Consider the following 24,319-nt stretch of genomic DNA (forward strand, 5'->3'; position numbering starts at 1 on the left):
GAGGCGGGTTCGGACGCGGCGGGGATGAAGACCCGGGCGGTGCGGGACGGCGACTTCTGGGTGCTGAACGGTGTGAAGCGCTGGATCACCAATGCGGGGGTGTCGGAGTTCTACACCGTGATGGCGGTGACGGATCCGGAGGCCCGGTCGAAGGGGATCTCGGCGTTCGTGGTGGAGAAGGGCGACGCGGGGGTGTCGTTCGGTGCGCCGGAGCGCAAGCTCGGTATCAAGGGTTCGCCGACGCGTGAGGTGTACTTCGACGAGGTGCGGATCCCGGCCGATCGGATGATCGGTGCGGAGGGGACGGGTTTCGCGACGGCGATGCGGACGCTGGACCACACGCGGGTGACGATCGCGGCGCAGGCGCTGGGGATCGCGCAGGGTGCGTTGGACTACGCGAAGGGGTACGTGCGGGAGCGCAAGCAGTTCGGGAAGCCGATCGGTGACTTCCAGGGGGTCCAGTTCATGCTGGCGGACATGGCGATGAAGCTGGAGGCGGCGCGGCAGTTGACGTACGCGGCGGCGGCGAAGTCGCAGCGCGGGGACGGGGACCTGACGTTCTTCGGGGCGGCGGCGAAGTGCTTCGCGTCGGACGCGGCGATGGAGATCACGACGGACGCGGTGCAGTTGCTGGGCGGGTACGGGTACACCCGGGACTACCCGTTGGAGCGGATGATGCGGGACGCGAAGATCACGCAGATCTACGAGGGCACCAACCAGATCCAGCGCATCGTCATGGCCCGCAACCTGCCGTAACCCGTCGTCACCCCCGGGTGCCCGGGCCGGTCCGCGCTACGACGTCGGCGCGCCGGTCCGGGTGTTCGAAGCCGATGCTATGTTCCGGGAATGAGCGAGAAGGAAGCGCAGGACCAGCCCATGAACGACGGGCCGCCGAAGCCCGCGATGCGCGAGGCGCTGGTCGCCGCCGCCTTCGAGCTCTTCCTGGAGCGCGGATTCGAACAGACCACGATCGACGACATCGTCTCGCTCGCGGGCGTCGGCCGGCGCTCCTTCTTCCGCTACTTCCCGGCCAAGGAGGACGTGGTATTCCCCGACCACGAGCGCAGCCTCGCCGAGATGACGGAGTTCCTGGAGTCCGGCACCGGCGACGAGGACCCGGTCCGGCGGGCCAGCGACGCCGCCCGCCTGGTCCTGCGGATGTACGCCGAGCAGCCCTCCTTCTCCGTCCAGCGCTACCGGCTCACCCGCAAGGTGCCCGGCCTGCGCGCGTACGAGCTCTCCGTGGTCTGGCGGTACGAGCACACCCTCGCGCACTACCTGCGCGGCCGCTTCGCCGACCGGCCGGACGGGCCGCTGCGGGCCGACGTGATCGCCGCCGCCGTGGTCGCCGCGCACAACCACGCGCTGCGCACCTGGCTGCGCTCGGGCGGCGAGAGCGACTGGGTGGCCGAGGTGGACCAGGCGATGGCCTTCGTCACCGGCACCCTGGGCGACCGGTCCGGTGACACGACGCCGGACGGCTCCGCGGGCGCCGGTCCGCTCTCCGCTTCCGCAACCGGTCCCGGCGGCCGGGACGGCGGGCACGAGGACGGGGCGGACGACGACGTCGTGGTGCTGGTCGCCAGCCGCCGCGCGCCGCTCTGGCGGATGGTCCAGGGCATCGAGAGCGCCCTGGGGGAGTCCCACCGGGTCCGACAGGACTGACCCGGCCCGGTCAGCGCCCCGCACCTCCGGTACGGGCCCACCCTTCGGTGCCTGCCTGCCTGCCTGCCCGCCCGCCTGCCCGGCCGTCAGGCTGCCCGCCTCGCCCACTCATCCGTGCCACCCGCTCATCCGCGCCACCCGCTCACCCGTACGGCGCAACCCCGGCGGGGCGCGCCGTGCCGGGGGCGCCGCCTGCCGTGCGGGGCCCGGGGGCGCGGGCGAGACTCGGTCGCAGGACGCGGCCGGGGGTGGACCGGCCGGGGAGCGCGAAGGAGCCGGCATGCCCGAGCAGAGCGGTGATCCCACCCTGCGCCGTCTGCTGCTGACCAAGGGCTACATCGGCCTCCTGCTGATCGCGGCGCTGGTCGGTGCCCCGGTGTCGCTGGCCGCCTTCGGCTTCGTCAGCCTGGAGCACGAACTCCAGCACTGGATCTGGGAGAGCCTGCCGGAGGCCCTCGGCTACGACCAGTCGCCCTGGTGGTGGCCGCTGCCCCTGCTGCTGGTCGCCGGACTGCTGCTGGCCCCGATCATCACCCGGATGCCCGGTCGAGGCGGGCACGTCCCGGTCGACGGGCTCGGCGGGCCGCCGTTCCTGCCGAACACCGTGCCCGGCGTCGTGCTGGCGGCGCTCGTCTGCCTGCCGCTCGGTGTGGTGCTCGGCCCGGAGGCGCCGCTGATGGCGATGGGCAGCGGACTGGCGCTGCTCGCCGTGAGCTCCGCCCGGCGCACCGCCCAGCCCCAGCTGGCACCCGTACTCGGAGCGGCCGGCTCGACGGCGGCGATCTCCACCATCTTCGGCAGCCCGCTGGTCGCCGCCGTGATGATGATCGAGGCGGCCGGGCTCGGCGGTCCGCGACTGATCGCGCTTATCCTGCCCTGCCTGCTGGCCAGCGGTATCGGCGCGCTGGTGTTCACCGGCTTCGGGCACTGGACCGGGCTGTCGATCGGGGCGCTCTCGCTGCCCTCCGTGCCGCCCAGCAGCATCCCCGACCCGGGCGACTTCCTCTGGGGCGTGCCGGTCGCCGTCGGCGTCGCCGCCATCTGCGTGGCCGGCCAGATGCTCGGCCACCGGGTCAAGGCGTTCACCACCGGCGACCCGGAGGGCCCCGGTGGCCCCGCGGCGGTGCCGACCGCCCGGCAGACGGCGGTCCGGACGGTGCTCTGCGCGGTCGCGGTCGGTGTCACCATCACCGTGTACGCGCTGATCACCGGCCGCTCACCGGAGCAGGACGCGCTCTCCGGGCAGGCGACCCTCGGCGCCCTCGCCGCCGACCCCGGCTCCTGGTCGGAAGGCGCGCTGCTGGCGCTGGTCCTCTGCAAGACGGTCGGCTGGGGCATCGCGCTGGGCAGCCTGCGCGGCGGTCCGATCTTCCCGGCGGTGCTGATCGGCGGCGCCATCGGGGTGGCCTGCGGCCCGCTGCCCGGCCTCGGCGTCGGGCCGGGCCTGGCGGCCGGGCTCGCCGCCTCCGGCGCGGCGGTGACCCGGCTGCCGGTGACCAGCACCGTACTGGCGACGGCGCTGCTGGGATCGACCGCGACGGACGCGATGCCGCTGCTGATCGTGGCCTCCGTGACGGCCTTCATCACCGGCGAACTGCTCCGCAGCCTGCGCGACCGCCGCACCGGGGCCCGCACGGAAGCCCGGCCCGCCTGAGCGCTTCCCGCTCGTCCTCCCCGGGCTCCCCTCTCCCCTTCTCCTTCCCCTTCTCCGCAGCTACTCCCCGGTGGGCTGCGGTGCCCCCGCGCTCAGGTACGCCTCGACCTGCCGCTGGTTCTCCACCAACCGCAGGCAGAGGTGGCGCAGCTGGGCGAGCTCGTCCGCCGAGAACCCGCGGAAGACCGCGCTCATCGCCCGCTCGGTCGGGGCCCGGAACGCCTCCAGCCACGCCAGCCCTTCCGGGGTGGCGGTGACCAGCACCGCCCGGCGGTCGCGCGGGTCGGCCGACCGCCGGGCCAGGCCCTCCCGCTCCAGGGTGTCGACCAGCCCGGTCACGTTGCGCGAGCTGACGCCCCCGGCCCGTGCGAGCTCGCCGACGGTGAGGCCGGACGGGCCCTCGGCGGCCCGGCCGGCGGCGCCCAGCCGGACCAGGACGTCCAGCGCGCCCGAGCTCAGTCCGCGCCCCTCGGAACCGTGCGCGCGCAGCCGCTCCACCGCGTGGAACGCCGAGCGGGCCGCGGCGGCGGCTTCCAGGGCGAGGGTGTCTCCGTCGTGGGTGAACGTGGTCATGGCGGTCCGGACCCGGGGGTCGTACAGCCGCCCTTCGGCATCGCGGTCCAGTGGACCGGCGGCCGGCTCGGAAGAAGTATGTACGTCCTTCATAATGAATGAATTCTCTACTTTGCCTGACTCGGCGTCAACGGATTTCCGGCTCACGCTCGTTCGAGTGGGTCCCGGGTTGGTCGGCCCCGGTCGGGGCAACCTCGCCACCGTGACCACCTCTTCACCCCGCCGCCGACGCGGCCGCCGTCCCGCCGTCCACCGCACCGCCGCCCGTCGGCCGCACCCGCACCCGTGCTCATCCGCGACCGCGACCGCGTCCGCGACGGTGCCCGCGTCCCCGACCGCGTCCCCGACCGCCGGTCCCAGGCCCCGGGCGGTACCCGCCCACCCGCCGGTGCGCACGTCCGTGCGCGCACCGGCGTCGTCCCCCCGGCCCTGCTGTGCCATCTCGACGACCGAGCACCGCTCCCTCGGCGGCACCGTCATCCGCACCCACCGTCACCAGCCGGCCTGTCCGGTCTGGACCGCCCGCTGAACCGGGTGCCGCCCCCCGCGGCCCGCCCGCCGTCTCCGGACCGGCCGGGCCTCAGGCCTTCTTCACGACACTCGACTTCAGCTGCATCGCGCCGAACCCCTCGATCCGGCAGTCGATGTCGTGGCCGTCCACCCCGTCGACCAGCCGGATGTTCCGCACCTTGGTCCCCGCCTTGATCCCCGAGGCGCTCCCCTTCACCTTGAGCGCCTTGACGACCGTCACGGTGTCGCCGTCGCTCAGCACGTTCCCGACCGAGTCCCGCACGACCCGCTCCCCGGAGTCCCCCGCCTCCCCGGCGCCCTCCCCGGCCGCCGCCCACTCGTGCCCGCACTCCGGGCAGACGATCAAGGCATCCATCTCATACGTGTACTCGCTCGAACACTTGGGGCAGGGAGGCAGATTCTCACTCATCCCGCCAGGCTATCCGAGCCCCTCGGGCGCCCCGCGGAACCGTGGAGCCCGCCTCGCGGGGCCGAGCGCTCCCAGCCGGGGCCGTCCGCCGGAGGGCCTGCCGCGGCCGGGGCGGCTGCAGGCGGTGTGCGGCCGTGCCGGAACGCAAAATGCGGGCCAGGATTTCTCCTGGCCCGCACGTTGTGTCCGAGGGGGGACTTGAACCCCCACGCCCGATAAAGGGCACTAGCACCTCAAGCTAGCGCGTCTGCCATTCCGCCACCCGGACGGGGTGTTGTCTTTGCGGCTTCCTTCTGTTCGTCGGCCGCGCTGACAGATGTAACTGTAGCAGTGATCGGCTTTGGGTCCCAAAACGGCTCCGGGTGGGGGAGTGGGGGTTGCGGGGGTGTGTCGGCGTGTTTCGTGGGGGTGGATCCGGGTCGGGGGCTGGGAGAGGATGGGCGGACGTGCTCGTACGGCCCGGGTGCAGGTCCCGGGGATGGCGCGCTGGGGCGCCGGTGCGGGCCAGAGACGAGGAGTGACCGTGAGCGAACGGAGCGAGTCGGCGGGGCGGGCGGCGGCGAAGGTGACGGGCGAGTCCGAGGTCGCCGAGATCTGCCGCGATCTGATCCGGATCGACACCAGCAACTACGGCGACGGTTCCGGTCCGGGTGAGCGGAAGGCCGCCGAATACGTGGCCGAGCAGCTCGCCGAGTTCGGTCTCGAACCGCAGATCTTCGAGTCGGCGAAGGGTCGGGCCTCCACCGTCGTCCGGATCGAGGGCGAGGACCGGTCGCGGCCCGGCCTGCTGATCCACGGGCACACCGACGTGGTGCCGGCCAACGCCGCGGACTGGACGTACGACCCGTTCGGCGGGGAGGTCGCGGACGGCTGCGTCTGGGGTCGCGGCGCGGTCGACATGAAGGACATGGACGCGATGACCCTGGCGGTCGTCCGGGACCGGCTGCGTACCGGGCGCAAGCCCCCGCGCGACCTGGTGCTGGCCTTCCTCGCCGACGAGGAGGCGGGCGGCACCTACGGCGCGCGGTACCTCGTGGACAAGCACCCGGGGCTGTTCGAGGGCGTGACGGAGGCGATCGGCGAGGTAGGCGGCTTCTCGTTCACGGTCAACGACCAGGCCCGCCTCTACCTGATCGAGACGGCGGAGAAGGGCATGCACTGGATGCGGCTCACCGTCGAGGGCCGGGCCGGGCACGGGTCGATGGAGAACGACGACAACGCGATCACCGAGCTCTGCGAGGCGGTGGCCCGGCTCGGGCGGCACCAGTTCCCGCTGCGGATCACCAAGACCGTCCGGGCCTTCCTGGACGAGCTGTCGGACGCGCTGGGCGTCGAGCTCGACCCGGAGAACATGGACGAGACGCTCCGGGTGCTCGGCGGCATCGCCAAGATGATCGGCACCACGCTGCGCAACACCGCCCAGCCGACCATGCTCGGCGCCGGCTACAAGGTGAACGTGATCCCCGGGCAGGCCACGGCGCACGTGGACGGGCGCTTCCTGCCCGGCTACGAGGAGGAGTTCCTGGCCGAGCTGGACAGCGTGCTCGGCCCGCGCGTGAAGCGGGAGAGCCTGCACTCGGACAAGGCGATCGAGACGAGCTTCGACGGCGCCCTGGTCGAGGCGATGCAGACCGCGCTGCGGGCCGAGGACCCGATCGCCCGGGCGGTGCCGTACTGCCTGTCCGGCGGGACGGACGCCAAGTCGTTCCAGGACCTGGGGATCCGCTGCTTCGGGTTCGCCCCGCTGCAGCTGCCGCCGGAGCTGGACTTCGCCGGGATGTTCCACGGCGTGGACGAGCGGGTGCCGGTGGACGGGCTGAAGTTCGGCGTGCGGGTGCTGGACCGGTTCATCGACGCCTGCTGAGTCGACGTCTGCCGAGTCGACGCCTGCTGAGTCGACGCCTGCGGGGTCGACACCCGCCGTGCGAGGGCTCGCCCGGGGCCGTTCCGACCCGGCCCCGGGGCGGCGGACGGTCCGTTCCCGGAGTTCCGGGGGCGGGCCGTCCGTCGTGGTCGGGGCGGGTGTCCCCGGTCGGTACGAGCCCTGATGCAGCCTGACTTAGGTCGATTACCTGTTCGTCGTATCACCGCTCCGAGTGAATGGGACGCCTGTTCCGTACCCCGTTTGCCGCAACCTCGTTCACTCCTATGACGGCCCGGAACCGATATCCGGGTGTTCATACAGGAGGAATGATGAAGGTCAAGAAGATCGCCGCCGTTACCGCCGCCACCGGCGGTCTGCTGCTCGCCGCCGCCGGTGTCGCCTCCGCCCACGGCGGGGCGGGTGCCCAGGGTGTGGCCGCCGGCTCCCCGGGTGTCGTGTCGGGCAACCAGATCCAGATCCCGGTGCACATCCCGGTCAACCTGTGCGGCAACACCATCAGCGTGATCGGCGTGCTGAACCCGGCGTTCGGCAACCACTGCGCCAACGTCTGAGCCCACGCCAGTCGTTGAGACGGGCCCCCGGTGGCGGATTCGCCGCGCCGGGGGCGCTTGTCTGCCCGAGTCCGCCCCGTGCCTTCCGAGTCACATCCCTCGAACGGGTGAATAGGACTGGTTCGGGTCAACCTCCGCTCGGGTTTCTTCGTTCTCTCCCATGCAGCCGAAGACCTCTCCGCTTATTCGGAAATTCCGACTTTCGGTAGGTCATCACGTCGTCTCGATACGTCAGGGGAAAATATGAGGAATGCAGCCAAGAAGGGGCTCCTCACGGCCGTGGCCACCGGCAGTGTGCTGGCCTCGACCGCCGGCTACGCCTATGCGAGCGCCGGGGCGGAGGGGGACGCGGTGGGGTCACCGGGTGTGGCCTCCGGCAACTCGGTGCAGGTGCCGGTGCACGTGCCGATCAACGCCTGTGGCAACACGGTCGACGTGATCGGGGTGCTGAACCCGGCGTACGGCAACAACTGCGCCAACGCCTCCGGGCGTTCGGGCGCGGGCGGGCACGCCGGTTCGGGTGCCGCGGCCTCGGGGGCCGGTGCCTCCGGTGTGGCGGCCAACTCGCCCGGCGTGGTCTCCGGCAACAGCGTCCAGGCCCCCGTGCACATCCCGGTGAACGCCTGCGGCAACTCGGTCGACGTGGTGGGCGCCGCCAACCCCGCCTTCGGCAACGACTGCGCCAACGCGCCCGCGCCGGTGCACACCCCGCCCCCCACCCCGGACGAGGACTGCCCGGAGGGCCACAACCCCCACAACCCGCCGCCGCCCGCCACCAGCACGCCGTCCACCCCGAGCCCGAGCAGCAGCGAGACCACGCCCGGCATCCCGCGCACCGGCAGCCCGACCCCCGCCGCCCCGGCCGGCACCCCGAGCAGCACCCCGAACGGTGCCGCCACCGGTGGGGCGGGTCAGGCGAGCCCGAGCGGCCATGCGGTGCCGGCCTCCGCGCGGACCGGCAGCCCGTCCGCGTCGCCTTCGGCCGATTCCACCGCGGTCGGCAGCCAGCTGGCCTCGACCGGCGCCGGCTCGACCGAACTGCTCGGCGCGGCCGGACTGGCGCTGCTGATCGGCGGCGGTGTCCTCTACCGCCGCGCCCGCGCCGGCGCCCGCTGAGCACGGCACCGGGAACCACTGAGCACCGCACCGGCCCCGGGCCGGTGCGGTGCTTCCGTCCGGGGGCGCACGTCCACTGCGCGCCCGGGTCGGTCGGACGCCGCGCGCCCGTGACCGTCAGAGGAACGGCGGCCACGGGCGCGCGGCGGAGCGTCGCGTCGGCGACGTCGCGTCAAAGCAGGGAGCGGGCCTGTCGGGAGAGAGCCGGGAGTAGAGGCGGACCGAAGCGGACCGGGTGAAGCGACCGGCTGAAGCGGACCGGGTGAACCGGCCGAAGCGCGTCGACCCGGGGAAGCCGTCGAGGAGGCCGGTCGGCGGCGAAGGCGACACGCCGTCTCAGCAGGTGGAGGCCGTCACCAGCTCCGGACCTGCCGGATGATCCGCCGGCGCAGCAGCACGGTCCGACTGCCGTCCGGGAACAGGCGGAGCCTGTCCAGTTCCCAGTGCCCGTACTCGGCGTGATCGGTGAGTAGTTGGCGTGCCGCGTTGCGGGAAGTCCCGCGGGGCATGCGCAGCGACTGGTACTCGTACTCCGGCTGCCGGACCGGCTTCGGTGGGGTCAAAACGCTCCTCCTGAGGGACACCTGGAGGCAAGCCTACGGCCTGCTTCCGACAACCGGCCCGGGTATTTTCGGTCGCGATCCCCGCCGCCCTCCCGCCGGGACCGCCCGACGGGCCCCGGTCCGGTGCTGACAATGCATCAGTTCCGTTGCTCCTGTGGCCGGCATACCCCGAACGCGGCTCGTGAAGCGGCACCCGTACGGCTCAGCCCGCCCGCCCCGCGCCCCCGGAGGCCGGTCCGGGGGTGGGGACAGAACCACGCGGAACGGACATCGAGGGGGAAGTTGCGGTGAAATCGCGGGTGTAGGTGACAACCGCTGTGCGTACCGGCACCGAGGGGAGATAGCGTCTGCACCATGTCTGATGCCGCGCAGCCCACCATTGCCGAGGTACGCGCCGCCGCCGAGGCGGTCAAGGCCGCCATCGACCGTCATCTGGAAGCGGTGTCAAGCCCCACCGCAGCGGACGATTCCGCTGTGTCCACCGCCTACGAGCAGCTCGCGACGGCGGCGATCGCGTACGACCAACTCCTCTACGAGGTCTACGACGAGGTCACCCCCTTCGAGGTCCCCGGTGACGAGGGCCCGGGCGGGTACCACGGCCCCGAACAGCCCGAGGCGATCAGCGTGCTGATCCGCCGCGACTACCACATCGTCGACCCCAAGCGGCTGCGTGCCCAGGCGGAACGGCTGGACGATTCGCTGGTCCCGGGCGGGGGCGCGGACAGTGGCGGGGTGAACGCCGCGATCGGTGTGCTGTTCGGCGAGTTCGAGCCCGACGAGATCGCCGCCCGCAGCGAGGAGTTCGGGCTGGAGGAGGCCGACTCGACGCTCTGGGTGGCCGCCGCCGAGCCGACCGAGCCCGGGGAGTGGCTGCCGGAGCCCTTCGAGCACGCGGACCCGCAGCTGCTGATCTGCCGCTTCGACGTCAGCGAGGTCTACGACGACGAGGACCTCGACGACTGACCCGCGGTCCCGCTGCCCGCTGCCCGCGGACCCGCCGGCCCGCCGGACGCTCGTCCGCGCCGTCCCCGACCGCTGGAGCGGGGGCGGCACCGGGGCACCTCCCCCGGTGCCGCCCCGCTTCCCGTGCCCGTGTCCCGCGTTCCGGGTCCCGTGCGAGGAGCGGCCGGGGGCACTCAGCGGGCGGCGGCGACGCCGAGTTGGGCGAGCAGCGTCCGGTTGTCCTCGATGTGCCAGTCCTCGGTGATCCGGTCGGTCCCGACGTGCTGGATGTCGATCGCGTTGAACTCGACCCGCTGGCCCTGCCCCGTCACGCCGTCGAACACGCCGGTGAAGTGGCCGCGGAAGACCAGCCGGGCGGTGATCCGGTCGCCGGTGACCAGCAGGTCGGCGAGCTCGCAGCTCAGGTCCGGTACGGCCGCGCGGAAGGCGCGCGAGGCGAAGGCCGGACCGGCCGGGCCCTGCGGGCGGCCGGCCGGGAGGGTGTTGTCCCGGAAGCTCCGGTCGACGGCGGCGTCCAGGTAGCGCTGTTCGCCGGTGTTCCAGAAGGTGTAGAGCTGCTGGGCGAGCCGGACCTCCTGGGCGGCCCGGCGCTTGCCGAGCGACCCGTCGACGGTCAGGGCGCGCGGCTGGACGAGCCCCGGCGAACGGTCCACCAGGCGCCAGGCCCGGTCGGCGGCCGTGCCGGTGCCGGGGCGGTGGGAGTCGGCGGAACCGCGCGCGGTGGCGGTGGTCGCGGTGCCCAGCGCGACGGTGGTGGCGAGCAGGCCGGCGAGGGCGGCGACGGTGGCGACGGCAGTGGTGCGGGGACGCTTCGGCGAGCGCATGATTTCGGACGTTCCTCTCTCGGAGCGGTGGGTGGCGCGCAGGGGTCCGGGCCGGTTCAGAGCTGGCGCAGTGCGCCGCCGTCGACCGCCCACTCGGCGCCGGTGACCTGCCCGGCCAGTGGCGAGGCCAGGTAGGCGATCACCCGGGCGACGTCCTCGGGCGTGCCCAGCCGGGCGCTCGGCAGGCGCCGGACCTCGCGGACGAAGTGGTCGACCGCCTCCTCGACGGGCAGCCCGAAGCCCGCGGCGAGCTGCTCGGCGAAGCCGCCGGGCGCGTCCCAGAGCCGGGTCCGGGTCGGCCCCGGCGAGACCACGTTGGAACGGACGCCGCGCGGGCCGAACTCGACGGCGAGGGACTTGGAGAGCGAGAGCAGCGCGGTCTTGGCGGCCGCGTAGTCCACCAGCGGGCTGTCGGGCAGCCGGGCGGCCTCGCTGGCGACGTGCACCAGCGCGCCGCCCCGGCGCAGCAGCGCGGGCAGTGCGGCACGGCTCATCCGCACCGCGGAGTGGAAGTTGAGGTCGAAGGTGGCGAGCCACTGCTCGTCGGTGACATCGAGGAAGCCGGGGCGGGCGTCCAGGCCCCCGACGTTGTTGACCAGGGCGTCCAGCCGTCCGTGCCGGGCGAGCACCCGGTCGACGACGCGGCCGGCCGCGCCGGGATCGGTCACGTCGGCCGCCACCGCCTCCACCCGTTCGCCGAGCGCCGTGACGCCCTCCGGCGAGCGGGCCACGCCGACCACGACCGCGCCCTCGGCGGCGAGCAGTCGTACGGCGGCCTCGCCGATCCCGGCGGAGGCGCCGGTGACGACGACCACCTTGTCGGTGAGCTGAAGATCCATGAACGGCACTCCTCGGTCGGTCCGGGTTCGCGGGGGAGCTGGGGAGCTGGGGGCGAACTGCCTCCACCCTCCGCCGACCTGGGGTCATGCGTCCAAGGCTTGATTTCTACCGGATCGATGAGCTGTGTTCATGGCTGACGGTGCGCGGGGCGCCGACCGGGTCCGGGGCGGGAGAACGCCGCGGGAGGGCCCCTCGTGGGTGAGGGACCCTCCCGTGGTGCGGACGTGGTGCGGACCGCGGTGTGGACGTGGTGGGGCCGGGCGGCGACCGGGGTCAGTACGTCTGGGCGGCGTTCTCGGCCAGGATCGCGCGGAGCCGGGTGGTGCGGGGGGAGGCCGGGCGCTCGGCGACGGCCTGGGCGAGCGCCGGACCGGCGGCGTGGACCACCGAGAGGTGGCGTTCGCCGCGGCCGAAGGCGGTGTAGACCCACTGGCGGGTGAGCCCCGCGGCCGCGTCGTCGGGCAGCACGACCACCGCGCCCGGCCAGCGGCGGCCGACGGCCTGGTGGACGGTCAGGGCCCAGCCGTGCCGCAGCCGGCCGGCCTCGGCCGGCGGGACCGTCCGGCGGGTGCCGTCCGTGTACTCCAGGTGCAGGCCGGTGGCGTCGCCGTCGACGACCCGGGCCAGCCGGGTGTGGCCGGGGGCGGGGGAGTCGGCCACCCGGTCGCCCGGATCGAAGCCGCCGAACCGGCCCGGGCCCGGGTTCAGCCGGGCCTTGGCGGCGGCGTTCAGCGCCCGGGTGCCGGCGCTGCCGCCGTGGCCGGGCGTGAGGAGCACCACCTGCTCGGCCGGGATGCCGAGGGCACGCGGGATGGAGTCGGTGAGCAGCTGGACGGCGCGGTGGACGGCCTCGCCGCCGTCCTTGGCGGTGAGGATGACCACCTCCTTGTCGGGGGCGTCGACCGGCTGGAGCTCGCCGACGCCGACGCCGGAGACCAGCTCGCCGATCGGGCCGAAGTCCGGTGTGCGGGAGGCGACCGCCGGGCAGGCCTTGGCGGCGAGCAGGTCGGCGAAGAACCGGCCGGGGCCGGCCGACCAGAGCTGGCCCGGGTCGCCGCTGAGCACCAGCCGGGCGCCGTCGGCCAGCGATTCCAGCAGGGCGGCGGCCAGTTCGACGTCCAGCAGCGGGGCGTCCAGGACGATCAGGACGTCGAGCGCGAGCATGTCGTCGGAGTCCCGGCCGGGGCCGGCCGCACCGGCCAGCAGTTCGGCCAGGGTGGTCACGGGGACGGCGCCGGGTGCCTCGGCGGGTGCGGCGAAGGCGGCCCGGCCCTGGTCGGTCCAGGTGGTGGCCCAGGCGCGCAGCCCGAGGCCGGAGGCGGCGGCCAGCAGGGCGGCCGGTTCGGCGCGGGCGGCCTCGCCGCCGGTGTGCAGGACGAGCGGGCTCTCGGCGACGGCCCGGATCAGGGCGCTCGCGGAGGAGGACGGCGCCGCGGCGGCCGCGGCCTCCCAGGCCGCCGGTCCGGGCGCGGCGGGCGCTGCCGGGGACTCCTCGGTGAGGGCCTCCGCGTCGCTCCCGGCACCGTCCGGGCCCTCGGTCTCGCCGGCCTCGTCCGCCGGGACGCCTTCCGGGACGCCCTCCGGGTCCGTGTCCTCCCCGGTCGACGGGCCGTCGGTGGCGGGCTCGTCACCGGTGTCGTCGTCCGCCGGGTCCTCGCCGGGGACGAAGGTCGACATCAGCCGGACCAGCCCGTCCGCCAGGCTCTCCTCCGCGAGCGCCAGCCGTGCCGGGGCGAGCAGGGTGCGGGTCGGCGGCTCGTCCTCGTCGTCGCCGCCGGCGGCGTGCGCCTCGGCACCGGTGAGCGCCTCCTGGAACGGCATCGCCCGGCCCTGGAGCACGGCGGACTGGACGGCCGCGGAGACGTCCGGCACGCGCAGCCGGTCGAGGCCGGCGGTGACCTCGCCGATCTCCAGGGCCGAGTGGCCGCGCAGGGCTCCCTGCTCCAGCACCCAGGCGACCAGGGCGACGGCACGGCGCGGGTCGTCGGGGCCGGCCTCGGAGCCGAGCAGGCCGCGCGCGAAGCCGTCGGCGTGCTCGGGCCGGACACCGGACAGGCTCAGTACCGTCCACGGGTCGTCGCGCAGCTGCTCGGCGGCGCTGTCCCCGAACGCGGCCACGGCGGCGGGGGCCAGGTCGGTCGGGGCGCCGCCGGCGGCGAGCACCTCGGCGGTGGCCTGCAGGGCCTGAGCCCGCTGGTCGTCGGTGACGGGCAGGCCACTCCTGGGCGTGGCACCGCCGGTCGCGGCACCGCCGCCGGTCGCGGCGCCCACGCCCGCAGCCGTGGCGGGCCGAACCGGCGGAGCCTCGTCGGGGGAGGACGGGGAGGACGGGGCGGAGGGAGGAGCGGTGGCGGAACCACCCGCCGGAGCGGTGCCGCCCGGCCGGAGCCGGACGCCGCCCGTCCCGGTGGACCGTTCGACGGCCCGGACCGCCTCGGCCAGCGCCGCGACCGCCGCCGCCTTGTCCGCCTTGTCACCAGGCACGGACGCAGACGCGGACGCACCGGCGGCCCCCGCGCCCGCCCCCGCCTCGGACGAAGGAGCGGGAGCGGGAGCAGGAACGGGCGCCGGTGCCGGGACAGCGGCGCCGCCGTCGGTGCCGGCGGTCGTCGAGGTCTCCTCCGGAGCGCCGTTCTCCGTGTCACTCATCGTTCGCTCCACAAAAGCTCAACTCCACTGCTGGGCACCGGCCGCCCCGTCGTGCGGGCGGTCGGCAGGATCGGGCCGGCCACCGGTCGCGCGGGGCGGCCGGGCCGACGGTCGGTCGGTTCGTGCGGCAGGGGCGGCACGCGCGGTACGAGCTGCGCGGGCGGCACCGGCGGCACGGGCACTACATCACGTCGGCGGACGCGCGGTCGGGTCGGGCTCTTCGGTTCACGGGGCGGGGCGCGCCGTGCTACAGCTCGCTCCACCCCTGGTCGGGGTAGCGGTGGACCGGCGCCGAGATGTCGTCGAGCGCACCGCGGATCTCACTCGGAAGCGTAAGGGCCTCCACCGACAACGCCGCCTGCAGCTGCGCCACCGTCCGTGCCCCGACCAGCGCGCTCGCCACCCCGGTGCGGTCCCGGACCCAGGCCAGCGCCACCGCCAGCGGGCTGCTGGCGAGTCCGTCGGCGGCGGTGGCGACGGCGTCCACGATCCGCCGCGAGCGCTCCCCGAGGTAGGGCTGGACGAAGCCCGAGAGGTACGGCGAGGCGCCCCGCGAGTCCTGGGGGACGCCGTGCCGGTACTTGCCGGTGAGCACGCCGCGCCCGAGCGGGGAGGAGGCGAGCAGGCCGACGCCGCCGTCCTGCGCGGCCGGCACCGCCTCCCGTTCGATGCCGCGCTGGAGCAGCGAGTACTCCAGCTGCGCGCCGGCCAGCGGGACCCGGCCGTGGTGGGCGTTCTGCCAGGTGGAGGCCTTGGCGAGCTGCCAGCCGCTGTAGTCGCAGACCCCCACGTACCGGGCGCGCCCGGAGGCGACGGCGATGTCCAGGGCGCTGAGCGTCTCCTCGACCGGCGTGGCCGGGTCGAAGGCGTGCACCTGCCAGAGGTCGACGTAGTCGGTGCCGAGCCGCCGCAGCGAGGCGTCCAGGGCGGCGAGCAGGTGGCCGCGCGAACCGTCGAAACGCCGGCCGGAGGCCGGGACGCTGCCCGCCTTGGTGGCGATGACCAGGTCGGAGCGGGGGATCAGGCTGTCGGTGAGCCGGGAGAGCAGGTACTCGGCGTCGCCGTCGGCGTAGACGTCGGCGGTGTCCACCAGGTTGCCGCCGGCGTCGACGAACTCCTTGAGCTGCTCGGCGGCTTCCTGCTCGTCGGTGTCGCGGCCCCAGGTCATCGTGCCGAGGCCGAGCCGGGAGACCTGCAGCCCGGTGCGGCCGAGGTGACGCATTTCCATCGGACGGACCCTCTCACTGGCCGATGTCGGGAGGACATCGGGGGACAAACGCGCAGGTGGGGCGTGGCGCCCCCACGTCGGCTGAGCGTAGCGGCCGGTGCCCGGGCAGGTGTGCAGACCCGCAGAACGATCACGGCCCGCGCGGCCGCGCGGACCGCGGCGCGAATGTGACCCAGGCCACCGCTACCGGCCAGTAGCATGGCCGCCGGACGCGCGGTTACCCTCACGGAACACCCGAACTGGAAGGCAGTGCCCATGCGACTCGGCATCAACCTCGGCTACTGGGGACTCGGCATGGACGCCGACAACATCGCCGTCGCCCAGGAGGCCGACCGGCTCGGCTACTCGGTCTGCTGGGCGGCCGAGGCGTACGGCTCGGACGCGGCCACCGTGCTGTCGTTCGTCGCCGCCCGGACCGAGCGGATCGACGTCGGCTCGGCCATCTTCCAGATCCCGGCCCGCACCCCGGCGATGACCGCGATGACCGCGGCCACCCTGGACACCCTCTCCGGCGGCCGGTTCCGGCTCGGCCTGGGCGTCTCGGGCCCGCAGGTCTCCGAGGGCTGGTACGGCGTGAAGTTCGACAAGCCGCTGGCCCGCACCCGCGAGTACGTCGAGATCATCCGCAAGGCGATGTCCCGCGAGCGGCTGGTCCACGAGGGCGAGCACTGGACGCTGCCGCTGCCCGGCGGGCCCGGCAAGCCGATCAAGCTCACCGTGCACCCGGTGCGCGAGCACATCCCGCTGTACATCGCCGCGATCGGCCCGAAGAACCTGGAGCAGACCGGCGAGATCGCCGACGGCTGGCTGGGCATCTTCTTCGCCCCCGAGCACGCCGCGCTCTCGCTCGACCCGCTGAAGGCCGGCCGCGCCAAGGCGGGCAAGGACCTGGGGGGCTTCGACCTCTGCCCGACCGTCACGATCGCGGTCGGCGAGGACATCAAGGCGGGCGTCGACTCCCAGCGCTCCTACGCCGCGCTCTACATCGGCGGCATGGGCAGCAAGGAGAAGAACTTCTACAACCAGCTCACCCGCCGCATGGGCTACGAGCAGGCGGCCGACGAGATCCAGGAGCGGTACCTGGCCAAGGACTACGCGGGTGCGGCGGCCGCCGTGCCGCACGACCTGATCGACGCCACCTCGCTGGTCGGCGACACCGCGCGGATCGCCGACCGGATGCAGGCCTACGCGGACGCGGGGGTCACCACGCTGACCCTGGCCCCGGCCGGCTTCACCCTCGACGAGCGGATCCAGGCGCTGCGGACCGGTGTCGAGGCGCTGGAGCGTGCCGGGCTGGCCTGAGCCGGCGAGGCCGACGGGGCGGGCACCGGCCCGGCGCCCGCCCCGCAGCCCGTCGCCCCCGCCCGCCTCACAGCCAGTCGTCCCCGCCCGCCCGGCAGCCCGTCGTCCCCGCCCACCTCACAGCCAGTCGTGCCGCTTGAACACCCGGTGCAGCACCAGGCAGACCAGCACCATCAGCCCGACCGCCGCCGGATACCCCCAGGGCTGGCGCAGCTCCGGCATGTCGTCGAAGTTCATGCCGTACACGCCCGCGATCATCGTCGGCACGGCGGCCAGCGCCGCCCAGGCCGAGATCTTCCGCATGTCGTTGTTCTGCTGCACGCTGACCTGCGCCAGGTTCGCGGCGAGGATGTCGGAGAGCAGCCGGTCCATGCCCTCCACCTGGTCGTTGGCCCGGGCGAGGTGGTCGGCGACGTCCCGCAGGTACGGCAGCGCCTCGGGGCGGACGAACGGGACGCCGCCGCGCTCCAGCCGCAGCATCGGGTCGAGCAACGGGCCGGTGGCCCGGCGGACGGTCACCAGCTGCCGCTTGTAGCCGTAGATCCGGCTCGCGATGTCGCGGCCCACCCGGCCGGGGGCGAACACGTCGGCCTCCAGCTCGTCGAGGTCCGCCTGGAGCCCGACGACCACGTCCACGTACCCGTCCACCACCATGTCGCAGACCGAGTGCAGCACGGCGCTCGGGCCGTACCTGAGCAGCTCGGGCTGCCGCTCCAGCTCCGCGCGCAGCTCGCCGAGCGGGCTGTCGGCACCGTGCCGGACCGTCATCACGAAGTCCTCGCCGACGAAGAGCATCACCTCGCCGCTGGTGACGGCGTGGCCGCCGGGGTGGTAGCCGAGCGTCTTGAGCGCCACGAAGAGCGAGCCCTGGTAGGCCTCCACCTTGGGGCGCTGGTGGGCGCTGACCGCGTCCTCCACGGCGAGCGGGTGCAGCCCGAACTCGGTGCTGACCTCGTCGAGTTCCTCGGCGGTGGGCTCGAACAGGCCTATCCAGACGAAGCCGCCCCGGCCCGCCGCCCGCGCGGCGGCGAGGGCGCCGGCGGGGTCCGCGGGGGTCGCGACCGGGCGGCCGTCGCGGTAGATGGCGCAGTGGACGATCATGCGGGCCATTGTCGCCCCTGGGGCGCCTCGGGGGCACCCGCCGCGACGCCGTTCCCGTGCCACCACGCCCCGGCCCGGCATGATCATTTCGGCCCGTGGGGTGACGGGAGGCCGTAGGGTAGGCCCCATGCCCACCCTGTTGCTCGTCCGCCACGGCCGCTCCACCGCGAACACCGCCGGAATCCTGGCCGGTTGGACCCCGGGGGTGGACCTCGACGACACCGGGCGCGCGCAGGCCGCCGCACTGGCCGACAGGCTCGCCGGGATCCCGCTGGTCCAGGCGGTCAGCAGCCCGCTGGAGCGGTGCCGGCAGACCCTGGAGCCGCTGCTCGCGGCCCGGCCCGGGCTGGCCGGCCCCGAGCGGGGCGGGTCCGCGCCGGGCGAGCCCGCCCTGGACGAGCGGCTCGGCGAGTGCCACTACGGCGAGTGGACCGGACGGCCGCTCGCCGAGCTGGCCAAGGAGCCGCTCTGGCGCACCGTCCAGGACCACGCGGCGGCGGCGGCGTTCCCCGGCGGGGAGTCGCTGCGCGAGCTGAGCCACCGCACGGTCGGCGCGGTCCGCGAGTGGAACGAGAAGGTCGCGGCCGAGCACGGCGAGGACGCGGTCTGGATCGCCTGCTCCCACGGCGACGTGATCAAGGCGGTGGTGGCCGACGCGCTCGGCCTGCACCTCGACCACTTCCAGCGGATCAACGTCGACCCCTGCTCGGTGACCGCGATCCGCTACACCGCGCGGCGCCCCTTCGTGCTGAGGATGGGCGACACCGGCGACCTCGCCTCGCTCGCCCCGAGGCAGGCCGGTCCGGCGGGCCCGGGCGGCTCGGGCGGCCCGGGGGGCCGCGACGGCGGACCGGACCGGAGCGGGGACGGGGACGCCGTGATCGGCGGCTCCACCGGCACGGCCTGAGCACCACCGGCACCACCGGGGCGCCGCGGCCGCCCGTCCGCCGCGGTGCCGCGTCCGCCGCGGCGCCCCCTCCGCGGGGCGGCCCGCCCGGGGCTCGGCTCCCCGGCCCGGCCCGGGAGGTCGTAGGGTGACCATGAGTCCCCCACACCCCGGCCGTCCCCCCACACCCCGTACGACCCCTACGACGATCGAGACGATCCGGAGCGAGAGCGTGCCCCGTCAGGTCTACTTCTACGACCAGCCCGAACGGTTCGTGGCCGGCACCGTCGGCCAGCCCGGCGCCAGGGCGTTCTACCTGCAGGCGAGCGCCCGGGGGCGGATCACCAGCGTGCTGCTGGAGAAGACCCAGGTCGCCGCGCTCGCCGAGCGGATCGAGGAGGTCCTCGACGAGGCGCTGCGCCGCAGCGGCGGTTCGGCGTCGATCCCGGCCAGCGCCCCGCAGGACCTGCTCGACACCGCGCCGCTGGACCTCCCGCTGGAGCAGGAGTTCCGGGTCGGCACGATGGCGCTGGCGTGGGACAGCGTGGACAGCTGCCTGGTGGTCGAGGCGCAGGCCCTGGTCGAGGACGAGGAGGACGAGGGCGCCGCCGTCTTCGAGGACGACGAGAACGGCCCGGACATGCTGCGGGTGCGGCTCTCCGGCGCGATGGCCCGGGTGTTCGCGAAGCGGGCGCTGGACCTGGTCGCGGCCGGCCGCAAGCCCTGCCCGTTCTGCAACCTGCCGCTCGACCCGGAGGGCCACCTGTGCCCGCGCGCGAACGGCTACCGGCGCTGAACACCGAGACCACGCCCCAGGCCGAGGGCCCGGGCGCCCCCGAACCCGGCGCCCCCGAACCCGGCGCCCCCGGGCCGGGCACCCCCGAACCCGACACCGTCGAGGCGCCCCGGGCCGACCCGGCGGAGGCCGCCGCGCTGGCCGCCGATCCGCCCACCGCGCTGCGCCTGCTGCGCGAGGGCGCGCTGACCGTCCACGGGCGGCTCACCGACGCCTCCAACGCCGCGCTCTACTGCACCGTCGCCCTGGACGGCCGCACCGCGCAGGCGGTCTACAAGCCGGTGGCCGGCGAGCGCCCGCTCTGGGACTTCCCGGACGGCACCCTGGCCGGCCGCGAGGTCGCCGCGTACGAGGTGTCGGCCGCGACCGGCTGGGCGCTGATCCCGCCGACCGTGCTGCGCGAGGGCCCGCACGGGCCCGGCATGGTGCAGCTCTGGGTGGAGCCGGACCCGGACGCCGAGCCGCTGCTCGCGCTCCAGGACCCGCGCGGCCCGGACGCGGGCTGGCTGCCGATCGTCCGGGCGGAGGTGGGCGGCGGGCGCACCGCGCTGCTGGTCCACCCCGACGACGAACGGCTGCGGCGGCTCGCCGTGCTGGACGCCGTCCTCAACAACGCGGACCGCAAGGGCGGCCACCTGATCCCGGCCGCCGACGGCCGGATCTACGGCATCGACCACGGTGTCACCTTCAACACCGAGGGCAAGCTCCGCACCCTGCTCTGGGGCTGGGCCGGGGAACCGCTGCCGGCGGAGTCGGCGCAGGTGCTGGCCGGGCTGGCCGAACAGCTGGACGGCGCGCTGGGGGAGCGGCTGGCCCCGCACCTGACCGCCGCCGAACTGGACGCGGCCCGGGCCCGGGTGGCGGCGCTGCGCGCCACCGGCACCCACCCGCTGCCGTCCGACGACTGGCCGTCCATCCCCTGGCCGCCGATCTGACCCGCGCGCACCGGACCCGCACCAGCCGGACCCCGCGGACCTGACCCGCGAGCCCGGCCCGAGGGCCCGGTGCGCCGTCCGGCGCACCCCGCACAACCGGAAGTGGTCTGGACCGGTACGCCGGCCCGGCCCCACACTGCGACGATGGACGAGCGACGGACCACCCCCCACCTGGACCTGCCGCTGCACCGGTTACAGGTCCCGTTGCCGCATCTGCTCCCCTTCGCGATCGGCAGTTTCGACACCATCGGCCCGCTCTCCCGCGCGGGCTTCCCCCACCGGCACTCCTTCTACGAGATCGTGTACGTCACCGGCGGACGCGGCGCCCATGTCCTCGACCTGGCCCACCGGTCGCTGCAACCACCGCAGTTGTGCGTGATCGCGCCCGGCCAGGTGCACTACTGGGCGGACGCGGACGACCTCACCGGGCAGGTGGTCCTCTTCAACGAGGACTTCCTGCTCGCCCACCCGCAGGACCTCGCGGCGCTGCGCACCCTGGCGGCCCGTCCGGCCGTCCGGCTGGGCGACCAGGCCGGGCCGATCGCCACGCTGCTGGCCGACATGGAGGACGAGTTCCGGGCCAGGCCGGCCGGGTACCCGGGCGTGCTGCGGGCCAGTCTGCACATCCTCATCGTCCGTGCGCTGCGGGCCTGTTCACCGGGCGGACCGGGAGCGTCCCCGGGCCGCGCCGGCGATCTGGCCACCGCCTTCACCAGGCTGATCGCGACGCCGGGCGGGGTGCAGCGCTCGGTCGCCTCCTGCGCCCACGAGTTGGGTGTCTCGGTGAGCCACCTCCAGGCCGTGGTCAAGCAGGCGACCGGCCGGACGCCGGGCCGGCTGATCCGCCAGCAGCAGACCCTGGAGGCGAAACGGCTGCTGGCCTGCACCGAGCTGACGGTCCGCCAGGTGTCCCGGGAGGCCGGGTTCGGCGATCCGGCGTACTTCTGCCGGTTCTTCCGCCGGGAGACCGGGATGACGCCGGGGGAGTTCCGGGGGCGGGTCGGAGGAAATCACCACGATCCCCGGATCACGTCCATCGCGGCGGCTCCTGACGGCCCGTAGGTTGACTGCTGGCCACCGGCGGCCGCCCGGCGTGAGCGGGGCTGTCGCCGGCCGGGTCCTTGTCATGCCCCCACCATGGCAAGGGCCACCCCCATACCGCCCCCCATACCTCCCAGACCGCCGCGCCTCGCACCACGTTCCGCACCACGTTCCGCACCGCGTTCCGTACCGCCTCGCACCGCCCCGCCCGGCACCACCCCCTGCGGGCCCAAGTGCAGCTCCCTGCACCGGTACCGGTCAGTCATCCCCCACACTCACACCGAAGGAGTCGGCGCATGCCCGCGTCCGAAGAGCCCACCACCGGGACGGACGGTCCGACCGACCGCCGGATCAGCCGCAAGACCGTCCTGAGGGCCGCCGCCGTGCTCGGCACCGCACCGCTGCTGGTCGGCGGCGGCGTCGCACTGGCCCGTGACCGGGTCGGCACCGGCGAGACCCCCGAGTTCACCCCGGCCTGCCACGACGGCGACGCTCCCACCATCGAGCAGACCGAGGGCCCCTACTTCAAGCCCAACTCCCCGCTGCGCAGCTCGCTGATCACCAGCAGCACGCCGGGCACCCGGCTCACCGTCAGCGGCTTCGTCTTCGGCCGGGCCTGCCTGCCGATCTCCGGCGTGCTGCTGGACTTCTGGCAGGCCGACGTCAACGGCGCCTACGACAACACGGGCTTCAACTTCCGCGGCCACCAGTTCACCAACGCCCAGGGCGCGTTCAGCCTCACCACGATCGTGCCCGGCCTCTACCCGGGCCGCACCCGCCACATCCACGTCAAGCTCCAGGCCCCCGGCCGGCCGGTGCTCACCACCCAGCTCTACTTCCCGAACGAGCCGCGCAACAGCACCGACACCATCTACGACGCGCGCCTGCTGATGAACGTCCGCCAGGTCGGCTCGGCGAAGGAGGGGACGTACGACTTCGTCCTCAACGTGCCGCAGACCCCCAACCCGACCCCGACACCCACCCAGACGTCCACCCCGACCCCGACCCCGACCTCGACGCCGACGTCGCCGGGCGGGACGTGGACCGCGGGCACGTTCTACAACGCGGGCGACCGCGTCACCTATGCCGGCGCCTCCTACCGCTGCCTCCAGGGGCACACCGCCTTCCCGGGCTGGGAGCCGCCGAACGTGCCGGCCCTCTGGCAGCGGCTGTAGCGGCTCCGGCCGCCTCACCCGGTGGGTCGCGAGCGCCCGGTCGGCGGCAGGGCCGGCCGGGCGTCTCGACCGGACCACCCGCACCACCGGGCAAGGTCCGTCAAGCGCCGCGCACTATCAGTCCAGAACCGCTCAGGCAACGAAAGCAAGCGAATCCAGTCGATCTTGCCGACTGGTTAGGCTTTCAAATGTTCGCACGGTTAAAGTCATTCCCATGCATGCCTGGCCCGCTTCCGAGGTTCCCGCCCTGCCTGGTCAGGGGCTCCCCCTTCGTATCCACGACACCGCGACGGGAGTCGTCCGGGAGGTCGTGCCGCAGGACGGCACCGCCCGGATCTACGTCTGCGGCATCACCCCGTACGACGCGACCCACATGGGCCACGCCGCCACCTACAACGCCTTCGACCTGGTGCAGCGCGTGTGGAAGGACGCCGGTCACGACGTCCTGTACGTCCAGAACGTCACCGACGTGGACGACCCGCTGCTGGAGCGCGCCGTCGCCACCGGGCAGGACTGGACGGCGCTGGCCGAGCGCGAGACCGCGCTCTTCCGCGAGGACATGACCGCCCTGCGGCTGCTCCCGCCGGCCCACTACATCGGCGCCGTCGAGTCGATCCCGTGGATCGTCCCGCTGGTCCAGAAGCTGCTGGCGAGCGGTGCCGCCTACGAGCTCGACGGCGACATCTACTTCTCGGTCGAGGCCGACCCGCACTTCGGCGAGGTCTCCGGCCTCACCCGCGAGGCCATGCACCCGGTCTTCGCCGAGCGCGGCGGCGACCCCGACCGCCCCGGCAAGCGCCACCCGCTGGACGCCCTGCTCTGGCTCGCCGCCCGCCCCGGTGAGCCCGCCTGGGACACCGAGCTCGGCCACGGCCGCCCCGGCTGGCACATCGAGTGCGTCGCGATCGCCCTGCAGTACCTCGGGATGTCCTTCGACATCCAGGGCGGCGGCAGCGACCTGTCCTTCCCGCACCACGAGATGGGCGCCGCGCACGCCCAGGTGGCCACCGGCACCCACCCGTACGCCAGGACGTACGTGCACGCCGGGATGGTCGGCCTGGACGGGCACAAGATGTCCAAGTCCCGCGGCAACCTGGTCTTCGTCTCCGCGCTGCGCCGCGAGGGCGTCGACCCGGCGGCGATCCGCCTGGCCCTGCTCTCGCACCACTACCGCGAGGACTGGGAGTGGACCAAGGCCACCCTGGACGAGGCCGTCGAGCGCCTCGCCCGCTGGCGCGCCGCGGTCTCCCGCCCGGACGGCCCGGCCGCCGAGCAGCTGCTCACCGAGGTCCGCGCGGCGCTCGCCGAGGACCTGGACGCGCCCGCCGCGCTGGCCGCGGTGGACCGCTGGGCCGAGCTCCAGCAGGCCGAGGGCGGCTCCGACATCGGCGCCCCCGGCCTGGTCACCCGCACCGTGGACGCGCTGCTCGGCATCGCGCTGTAGCAGCCGCCCGCCCGCCGCTCCGCCGCGGACACCCCGCCGCGGACACCCCGCCCGGGTGCCCCGGCAGCAGCGGCCCAGGCAGCAGCAGTGGCACCGCCGGCACCGGTACTTACGCCGAGGGGGCGCCAGGACGATCGTCCTGGCGCCCCCTCGGCCGTACGCGGCCCGGACCTCGTGCGCGCTCGGGA

General features: G+C 74.3%; 22 protein-coding genes and 1 tRNA gene. 14 read left to right on the forward strand and 9 right to left on the reverse strand.

Features of this window, described 5'->3' with window-relative positions:
* From AC067J_RS16000 to AC067J_RS16010, 3 genes are all read left to right on the forward strand, one after another.
* The coding region (locus AC067J_RS16000; protein ID WP_478299562.1) for an acyl-CoA dehydrogenase family protein at positions 1-756 on the forward strand (756 nt) is incomplete at its 5' end.
* Positions 757-903: 147 nt separating this feature from the next.
* On the forward strand, positions 904-1,665 hold the full coding sequence (locus tag AC067J_RS16005; protein ID WP_478300073.1) for a TetR family transcriptional regulator: 762 nt from the start codon (positions 904-906) through the stop codon (positions 1,663-1,665).
* A gap of 280 nt (positions 1,666-1,945) precedes the next feature.
* On the forward strand, positions 1,946-3,319 hold the full coding sequence (locus tag AC067J_RS16010; protein ID WP_478299564.1) for a chloride channel protein: 1,374 nt from the start codon (positions 1,946-1,948) through the stop codon (positions 3,317-3,319).
* Between the two features lie 60 nt (positions 3,320-3,379).
* Here the strand turns inward: AC067J_RS16010 and AC067J_RS16015 are convergent, their stop codons facing one another.
* The 3 genes from AC067J_RS16015 to AC067J_RS16025 all read right to left on the reverse strand — a co-directional run bounded on the left by AC067J_RS16015 (position 3,380) and on the right by AC067J_RS16025 (position 5,100).
* The gene (locus tag AC067J_RS16015) at positions 3,380-3,892 is read right to left on the reverse strand and encodes a MarR family winged helix-turn-helix transcriptional regulator (RefSeq protein ID WP_478299565.1); all 513 of its coding nucleotides are present in this window, start codon (positions 3,890-3,892) and stop codon (positions 3,380-3,382) included.
* Between the two features lie 580 nt (positions 3,893-4,472).
* Positions 4,473-4,832 carry a zinc ribbon domain-containing protein YjdM gene (locus tag AC067J_RS16020; RefSeq protein WP_478299567.1) on the reverse strand — a complete coding sequence of 120 codons (360 nt, stop codon included), beginning with the start codon at positions 4,830-4,832 and terminating at the stop codon, positions 4,473-4,475.
* Between the two features lie 183 nt (positions 4,833-5,015).
* Positions 5,016-5,100 (reverse strand) — tRNA-Leu (locus tag AC067J_RS16025).
* Between the two features lie 210 nt (positions 5,101-5,310).
* Here AC067J_RS16025 and AC067J_RS16030 point away from each other — a divergent pair.
* From AC067J_RS16030 to AC067J_RS16040, 3 genes are all read left to right on the forward strand, one after another.
* Positions 5,311-6,696: a M20/M25/M40 family metallo-hydrolase gene (locus AC067J_RS16030; RefSeq protein WP_478299569.1), complete on the forward strand. Its 1,386-nt coding sequence runs from the start codon at positions 5,311-5,313 to the stop codon at positions 6,694-6,696.
* A gap of 329 nt (positions 6,697-7,025) precedes the next feature.
* Positions 7,026-7,268: a chaplin gene (locus AC067J_RS16035; protein ID WP_478300075.1), complete on the forward strand. Its 243-nt coding sequence runs from the start codon at positions 7,026-7,028 to the stop codon at positions 7,266-7,268.
* A 243-nt stretch (positions 7,269-7,511) separates the two neighbouring features.
* Positions 7,512-8,384, forward strand: coding sequence for a chaplin (locus tag AC067J_RS16040; RefSeq protein ID WP_478299570.1), 873 nt, complete (start codon positions 7,512-7,514; stop codon positions 8,382-8,384).
* Between the two features lie 353 nt (positions 8,385-8,737).
* Here AC067J_RS16040 and AC067J_RS16045 read toward each other — a convergent pair whose 3' ends face one another.
* The gene (locus AC067J_RS16045; protein WP_037846781.1) at positions 8,738-8,947 is read right to left on the reverse strand and encodes a DUF5703 family protein; all 210 of its coding nucleotides are present in this window, start codon (positions 8,945-8,947) and stop codon (positions 8,738-8,740) included.
* Between the two features lie 354 nt (positions 8,948-9,301).
* Between AC067J_RS16045 and AC067J_RS16050 the strand changes: the two genes are divergently transcribed.
* Positions 9,302-9,910 carry a hypothetical protein gene (locus AC067J_RS16050; RefSeq protein WP_478299572.1) on the forward strand — a complete coding sequence of 203 codons (609 nt, stop codon included), beginning with the start codon at positions 9,302-9,304 and terminating at the stop codon, positions 9,908-9,910.
* 173 nt (positions 9,911-10,083) lie between these two features.
* Here the strand turns inward: AC067J_RS16050 and AC067J_RS16055 are convergent, their stop codons facing one another.
* The 4 genes from AC067J_RS16055 to AC067J_RS16070 form a co-directional block, all read right to left on the reverse strand.
* Positions 10,084-10,734, reverse strand: a complete 651-nt coding sequence (locus AC067J_RS16055) for an ester cyclase (RefSeq protein WP_478299574.1) — start codon at positions 10,732-10,734, stop codon at positions 10,084-10,086.
* Positions 10,735-10,790: 56 nt separating this feature from the next.
* Positions 10,791-11,573 carry an SDR family NAD(P)-dependent oxidoreductase gene (locus tag AC067J_RS16060; protein ID WP_478299576.1) on the reverse strand — a complete coding sequence of 261 codons (783 nt, stop codon included), beginning with the start codon at positions 11,571-11,573 and terminating at the stop codon, positions 10,791-10,793.
* A gap of 274 nt (positions 11,574-11,847) precedes the next feature.
* Complete coding sequence (locus tag AC067J_RS16065) at positions 11,848-14,223, reverse strand: helix-hairpin-helix domain-containing protein (protein ID WP_478299578.1); 2,376 nt, start codon at positions 14,221-14,223, stop codon at positions 11,848-11,850.
* 247 nt (positions 14,224-14,470) lie between these two features.
* Positions 14,471-15,451 (reverse strand): aldo/keto reductase, encoded by a 981-nt coding sequence (locus AC067J_RS16070; RefSeq protein ID WP_478299580.1) that lies wholly within the window; start codon positions 15,449-15,451, stop codon positions 14,471-14,473.
* A gap of 255 nt (positions 15,452-15,706) precedes the next feature.
* Here AC067J_RS16070 and AC067J_RS16075 point away from each other — a divergent pair, with 255 nt between their 5' ends.
* Positions 15,707-16,753, forward strand: coding sequence for an LLM class F420-dependent oxidoreductase (locus AC067J_RS16075; protein ID WP_478299582.1), 1,047 nt, complete (start codon positions 15,707-15,709; stop codon positions 16,751-16,753).
* Positions 16,754-16,870: 117 nt separating this feature from the next.
* On the opposite strand, the gene AC067J_RS16080 is transcribed toward AC067J_RS16075, so the two are convergent.
* A complete protein-coding gene (locus AC067J_RS16080; RefSeq protein ID WP_478299584.1) occupies positions 16,871-17,863 on the reverse strand; it encodes a magnesium and cobalt transport protein CorA in 993 nt (330 codons plus the stop codon).
* 118 nt (positions 17,864-17,981) lie between these two features.
* On the opposite strand from AC067J_RS16080, the gene AC067J_RS16085 reads away from it, so the two are divergent.
* The 6 genes from AC067J_RS16085 (at position 17,982) to mshC (ending at position 24,131) form a co-directional block, all read left to right on the forward strand.
* A complete protein-coding gene (locus AC067J_RS16085) occupies positions 17,982-18,761 on the forward strand; it encodes a histidine phosphatase family protein (protein WP_478299586.1) in 780 nt (259 codons plus the stop codon).
* A 211-nt stretch (positions 18,762-18,972) separates the two neighbouring features.
* A complete protein-coding gene (locus AC067J_RS16090) occupies positions 18,973-19,536 on the forward strand; it encodes a DUF3090 domain-containing protein (RefSeq protein WP_478299588.1) in 564 nt (187 codons plus the stop codon).
* A 137-nt stretch (positions 19,537-19,673) separates the two neighbouring features.
* Positions 19,674-20,471, forward strand: a complete 798-nt coding sequence (locus AC067J_RS16095) for an SCO1664 family protein (protein ID WP_478300077.1) — start codon at positions 19,674-19,676, stop codon at positions 20,469-20,471.
* Between the two features lie 144 nt (positions 20,472-20,615).
* Positions 20,616-21,533 carry a helix-turn-helix domain-containing protein gene (locus AC067J_RS16100; protein ID WP_478299590.1) on the forward strand — a complete coding sequence of 306 codons (918 nt, stop codon included), beginning with the start codon at positions 20,616-20,618 and terminating at the stop codon, positions 21,531-21,533.
* A 275-nt stretch (positions 21,534-21,808) separates the two neighbouring features.
* Positions 21,809-22,687: a dioxygenase family protein gene (locus tag AC067J_RS16105; RefSeq protein ID WP_478299592.1), complete on the forward strand. Its 879-nt coding sequence runs from the start codon at positions 21,809-21,811 to the stop codon at positions 22,685-22,687.
* Positions 22,688-22,901: 214 nt separating this feature from the next.
* Positions 22,902-24,131: a cysteine--1-D-myo-inosityl 2-amino-2-deoxy-alpha-D-glucopyranoside ligase gene (mshC, locus tag AC067J_RS16110; protein ID WP_478299594.1), complete on the forward strand. Its 1,230-nt coding sequence runs from the start codon at positions 22,902-22,904 to the stop codon at positions 24,129-24,131.
* Positions 24,132-24,319: the final 188 nt, after the last annotated feature.

This window comes from Kitasatospora sp. NPDC042419 (assembly GCF_056437345.1).

Coding starts and splice junctions, on each gene's coding strand:
- AC067J_RS16005 (WP_478300073.1), top strand. CDS start 904: ATGCGCGAGGCGCTGGTCGCCGCCGCCTTCGAGCTCTTCCTGGAGCGC.
- AC067J_RS16010 (WP_478299564.1), top strand. CDS start 1,946: ATGCCCGAGCAGAGCGGTGATCCCACCCTGCGCCGTCTGCTGCTGACC.
- AC067J_RS16015 (WP_478299565.1), bottom strand. CDS start 3,892: ATGACCACGTTCACCCACGACGGAGACACCCTCGCCCTGGAAGCCGCC.
- AC067J_RS16020 (WP_478299567.1), bottom strand. CDS start 4,832: ATGAGTGAGAATCTGCCTCCCTGCCCCAAGTGTTCGAGCGAGTACACG.
- AC067J_RS16030 (WP_478299569.1), top strand. CDS start 5,311: ATGGCGCGCTGGGGCGCCGGTGCGGGCCAGAGACGAGGAGTGACCGTG.
- AC067J_RS16035 (WP_478300075.1), top strand. CDS start 7,026: ATGAAGGTCAAGAAGATCGCCGCCGTTACCGCCGCCACCGGCGGTCTG.
- AC067J_RS16040 (WP_478299570.1), top strand. CDS start 7,512: ATGAGGAATGCAGCCAAGAAGGGGCTCCTCACGGCCGTGGCCACCGGC.
- AC067J_RS16050 (WP_478299572.1), top strand. CDS start 9,302: ATGTCTGATGCCGCGCAGCCCACCATTGCCGAGGTACGCGCCGCCGCC.
- AC067J_RS16055 (WP_478299574.1), bottom strand. CDS start 10,734: ATGCGCTCGCCGAAGCGTCCCCGCACCACTGCCGTCGCCACCGTCGCC.
- AC067J_RS16060 (WP_478299576.1), bottom strand. CDS start 11,573: ATGGATCTTCAGCTCACCGACAAGGTGGTCGTCGTCACCGGCGCCTCC.
- AC067J_RS16065 (WP_478299578.1), bottom strand. CDS start 14,223: ATGAGTGACACGGAGAACGGCGCTCCGGAGGAGACCTCGACGACCGCC.
- AC067J_RS16070 (WP_478299580.1), bottom strand. CDS start 15,451: ATGGAAATGCGTCACCTCGGCCGCACCGGGCTGCAGGTCTCCCGGCTC.
- AC067J_RS16075 (WP_478299582.1), top strand. CDS start 15,707: ATGCGACTCGGCATCAACCTCGGCTACTGGGGACTCGGCATGGACGCC.
- AC067J_RS16080 (WP_478299584.1), bottom strand. CDS start 17,863: ATGGCCCGCATGATCGTCCACTGCGCCATCTACCGCGACGGCCGCCCG.
- AC067J_RS16085 (WP_478299586.1), top strand. CDS start 17,982: ATGCCCACCCTGTTGCTCGTCCGCCACGGCCGCTCCACCGCGAACACC.
- AC067J_RS16100 (WP_478299590.1), top strand. CDS start 20,616: ATGGACGAGCGACGGACCACCCCCCACCTGGACCTGCCGCTGCACCGG.
- AC067J_RS16105 (WP_478299592.1), top strand. CDS start 21,809: ATGCCCGCGTCCGAAGAGCCCACCACCGGGACGGACGGTCCGACCGAC.
- mshC (WP_478299594.1), top strand. CDS start 22,902: ATGCATGCCTGGCCCGCTTCCGAGGTTCCCGCCCTGCCTGGTCAGGGG.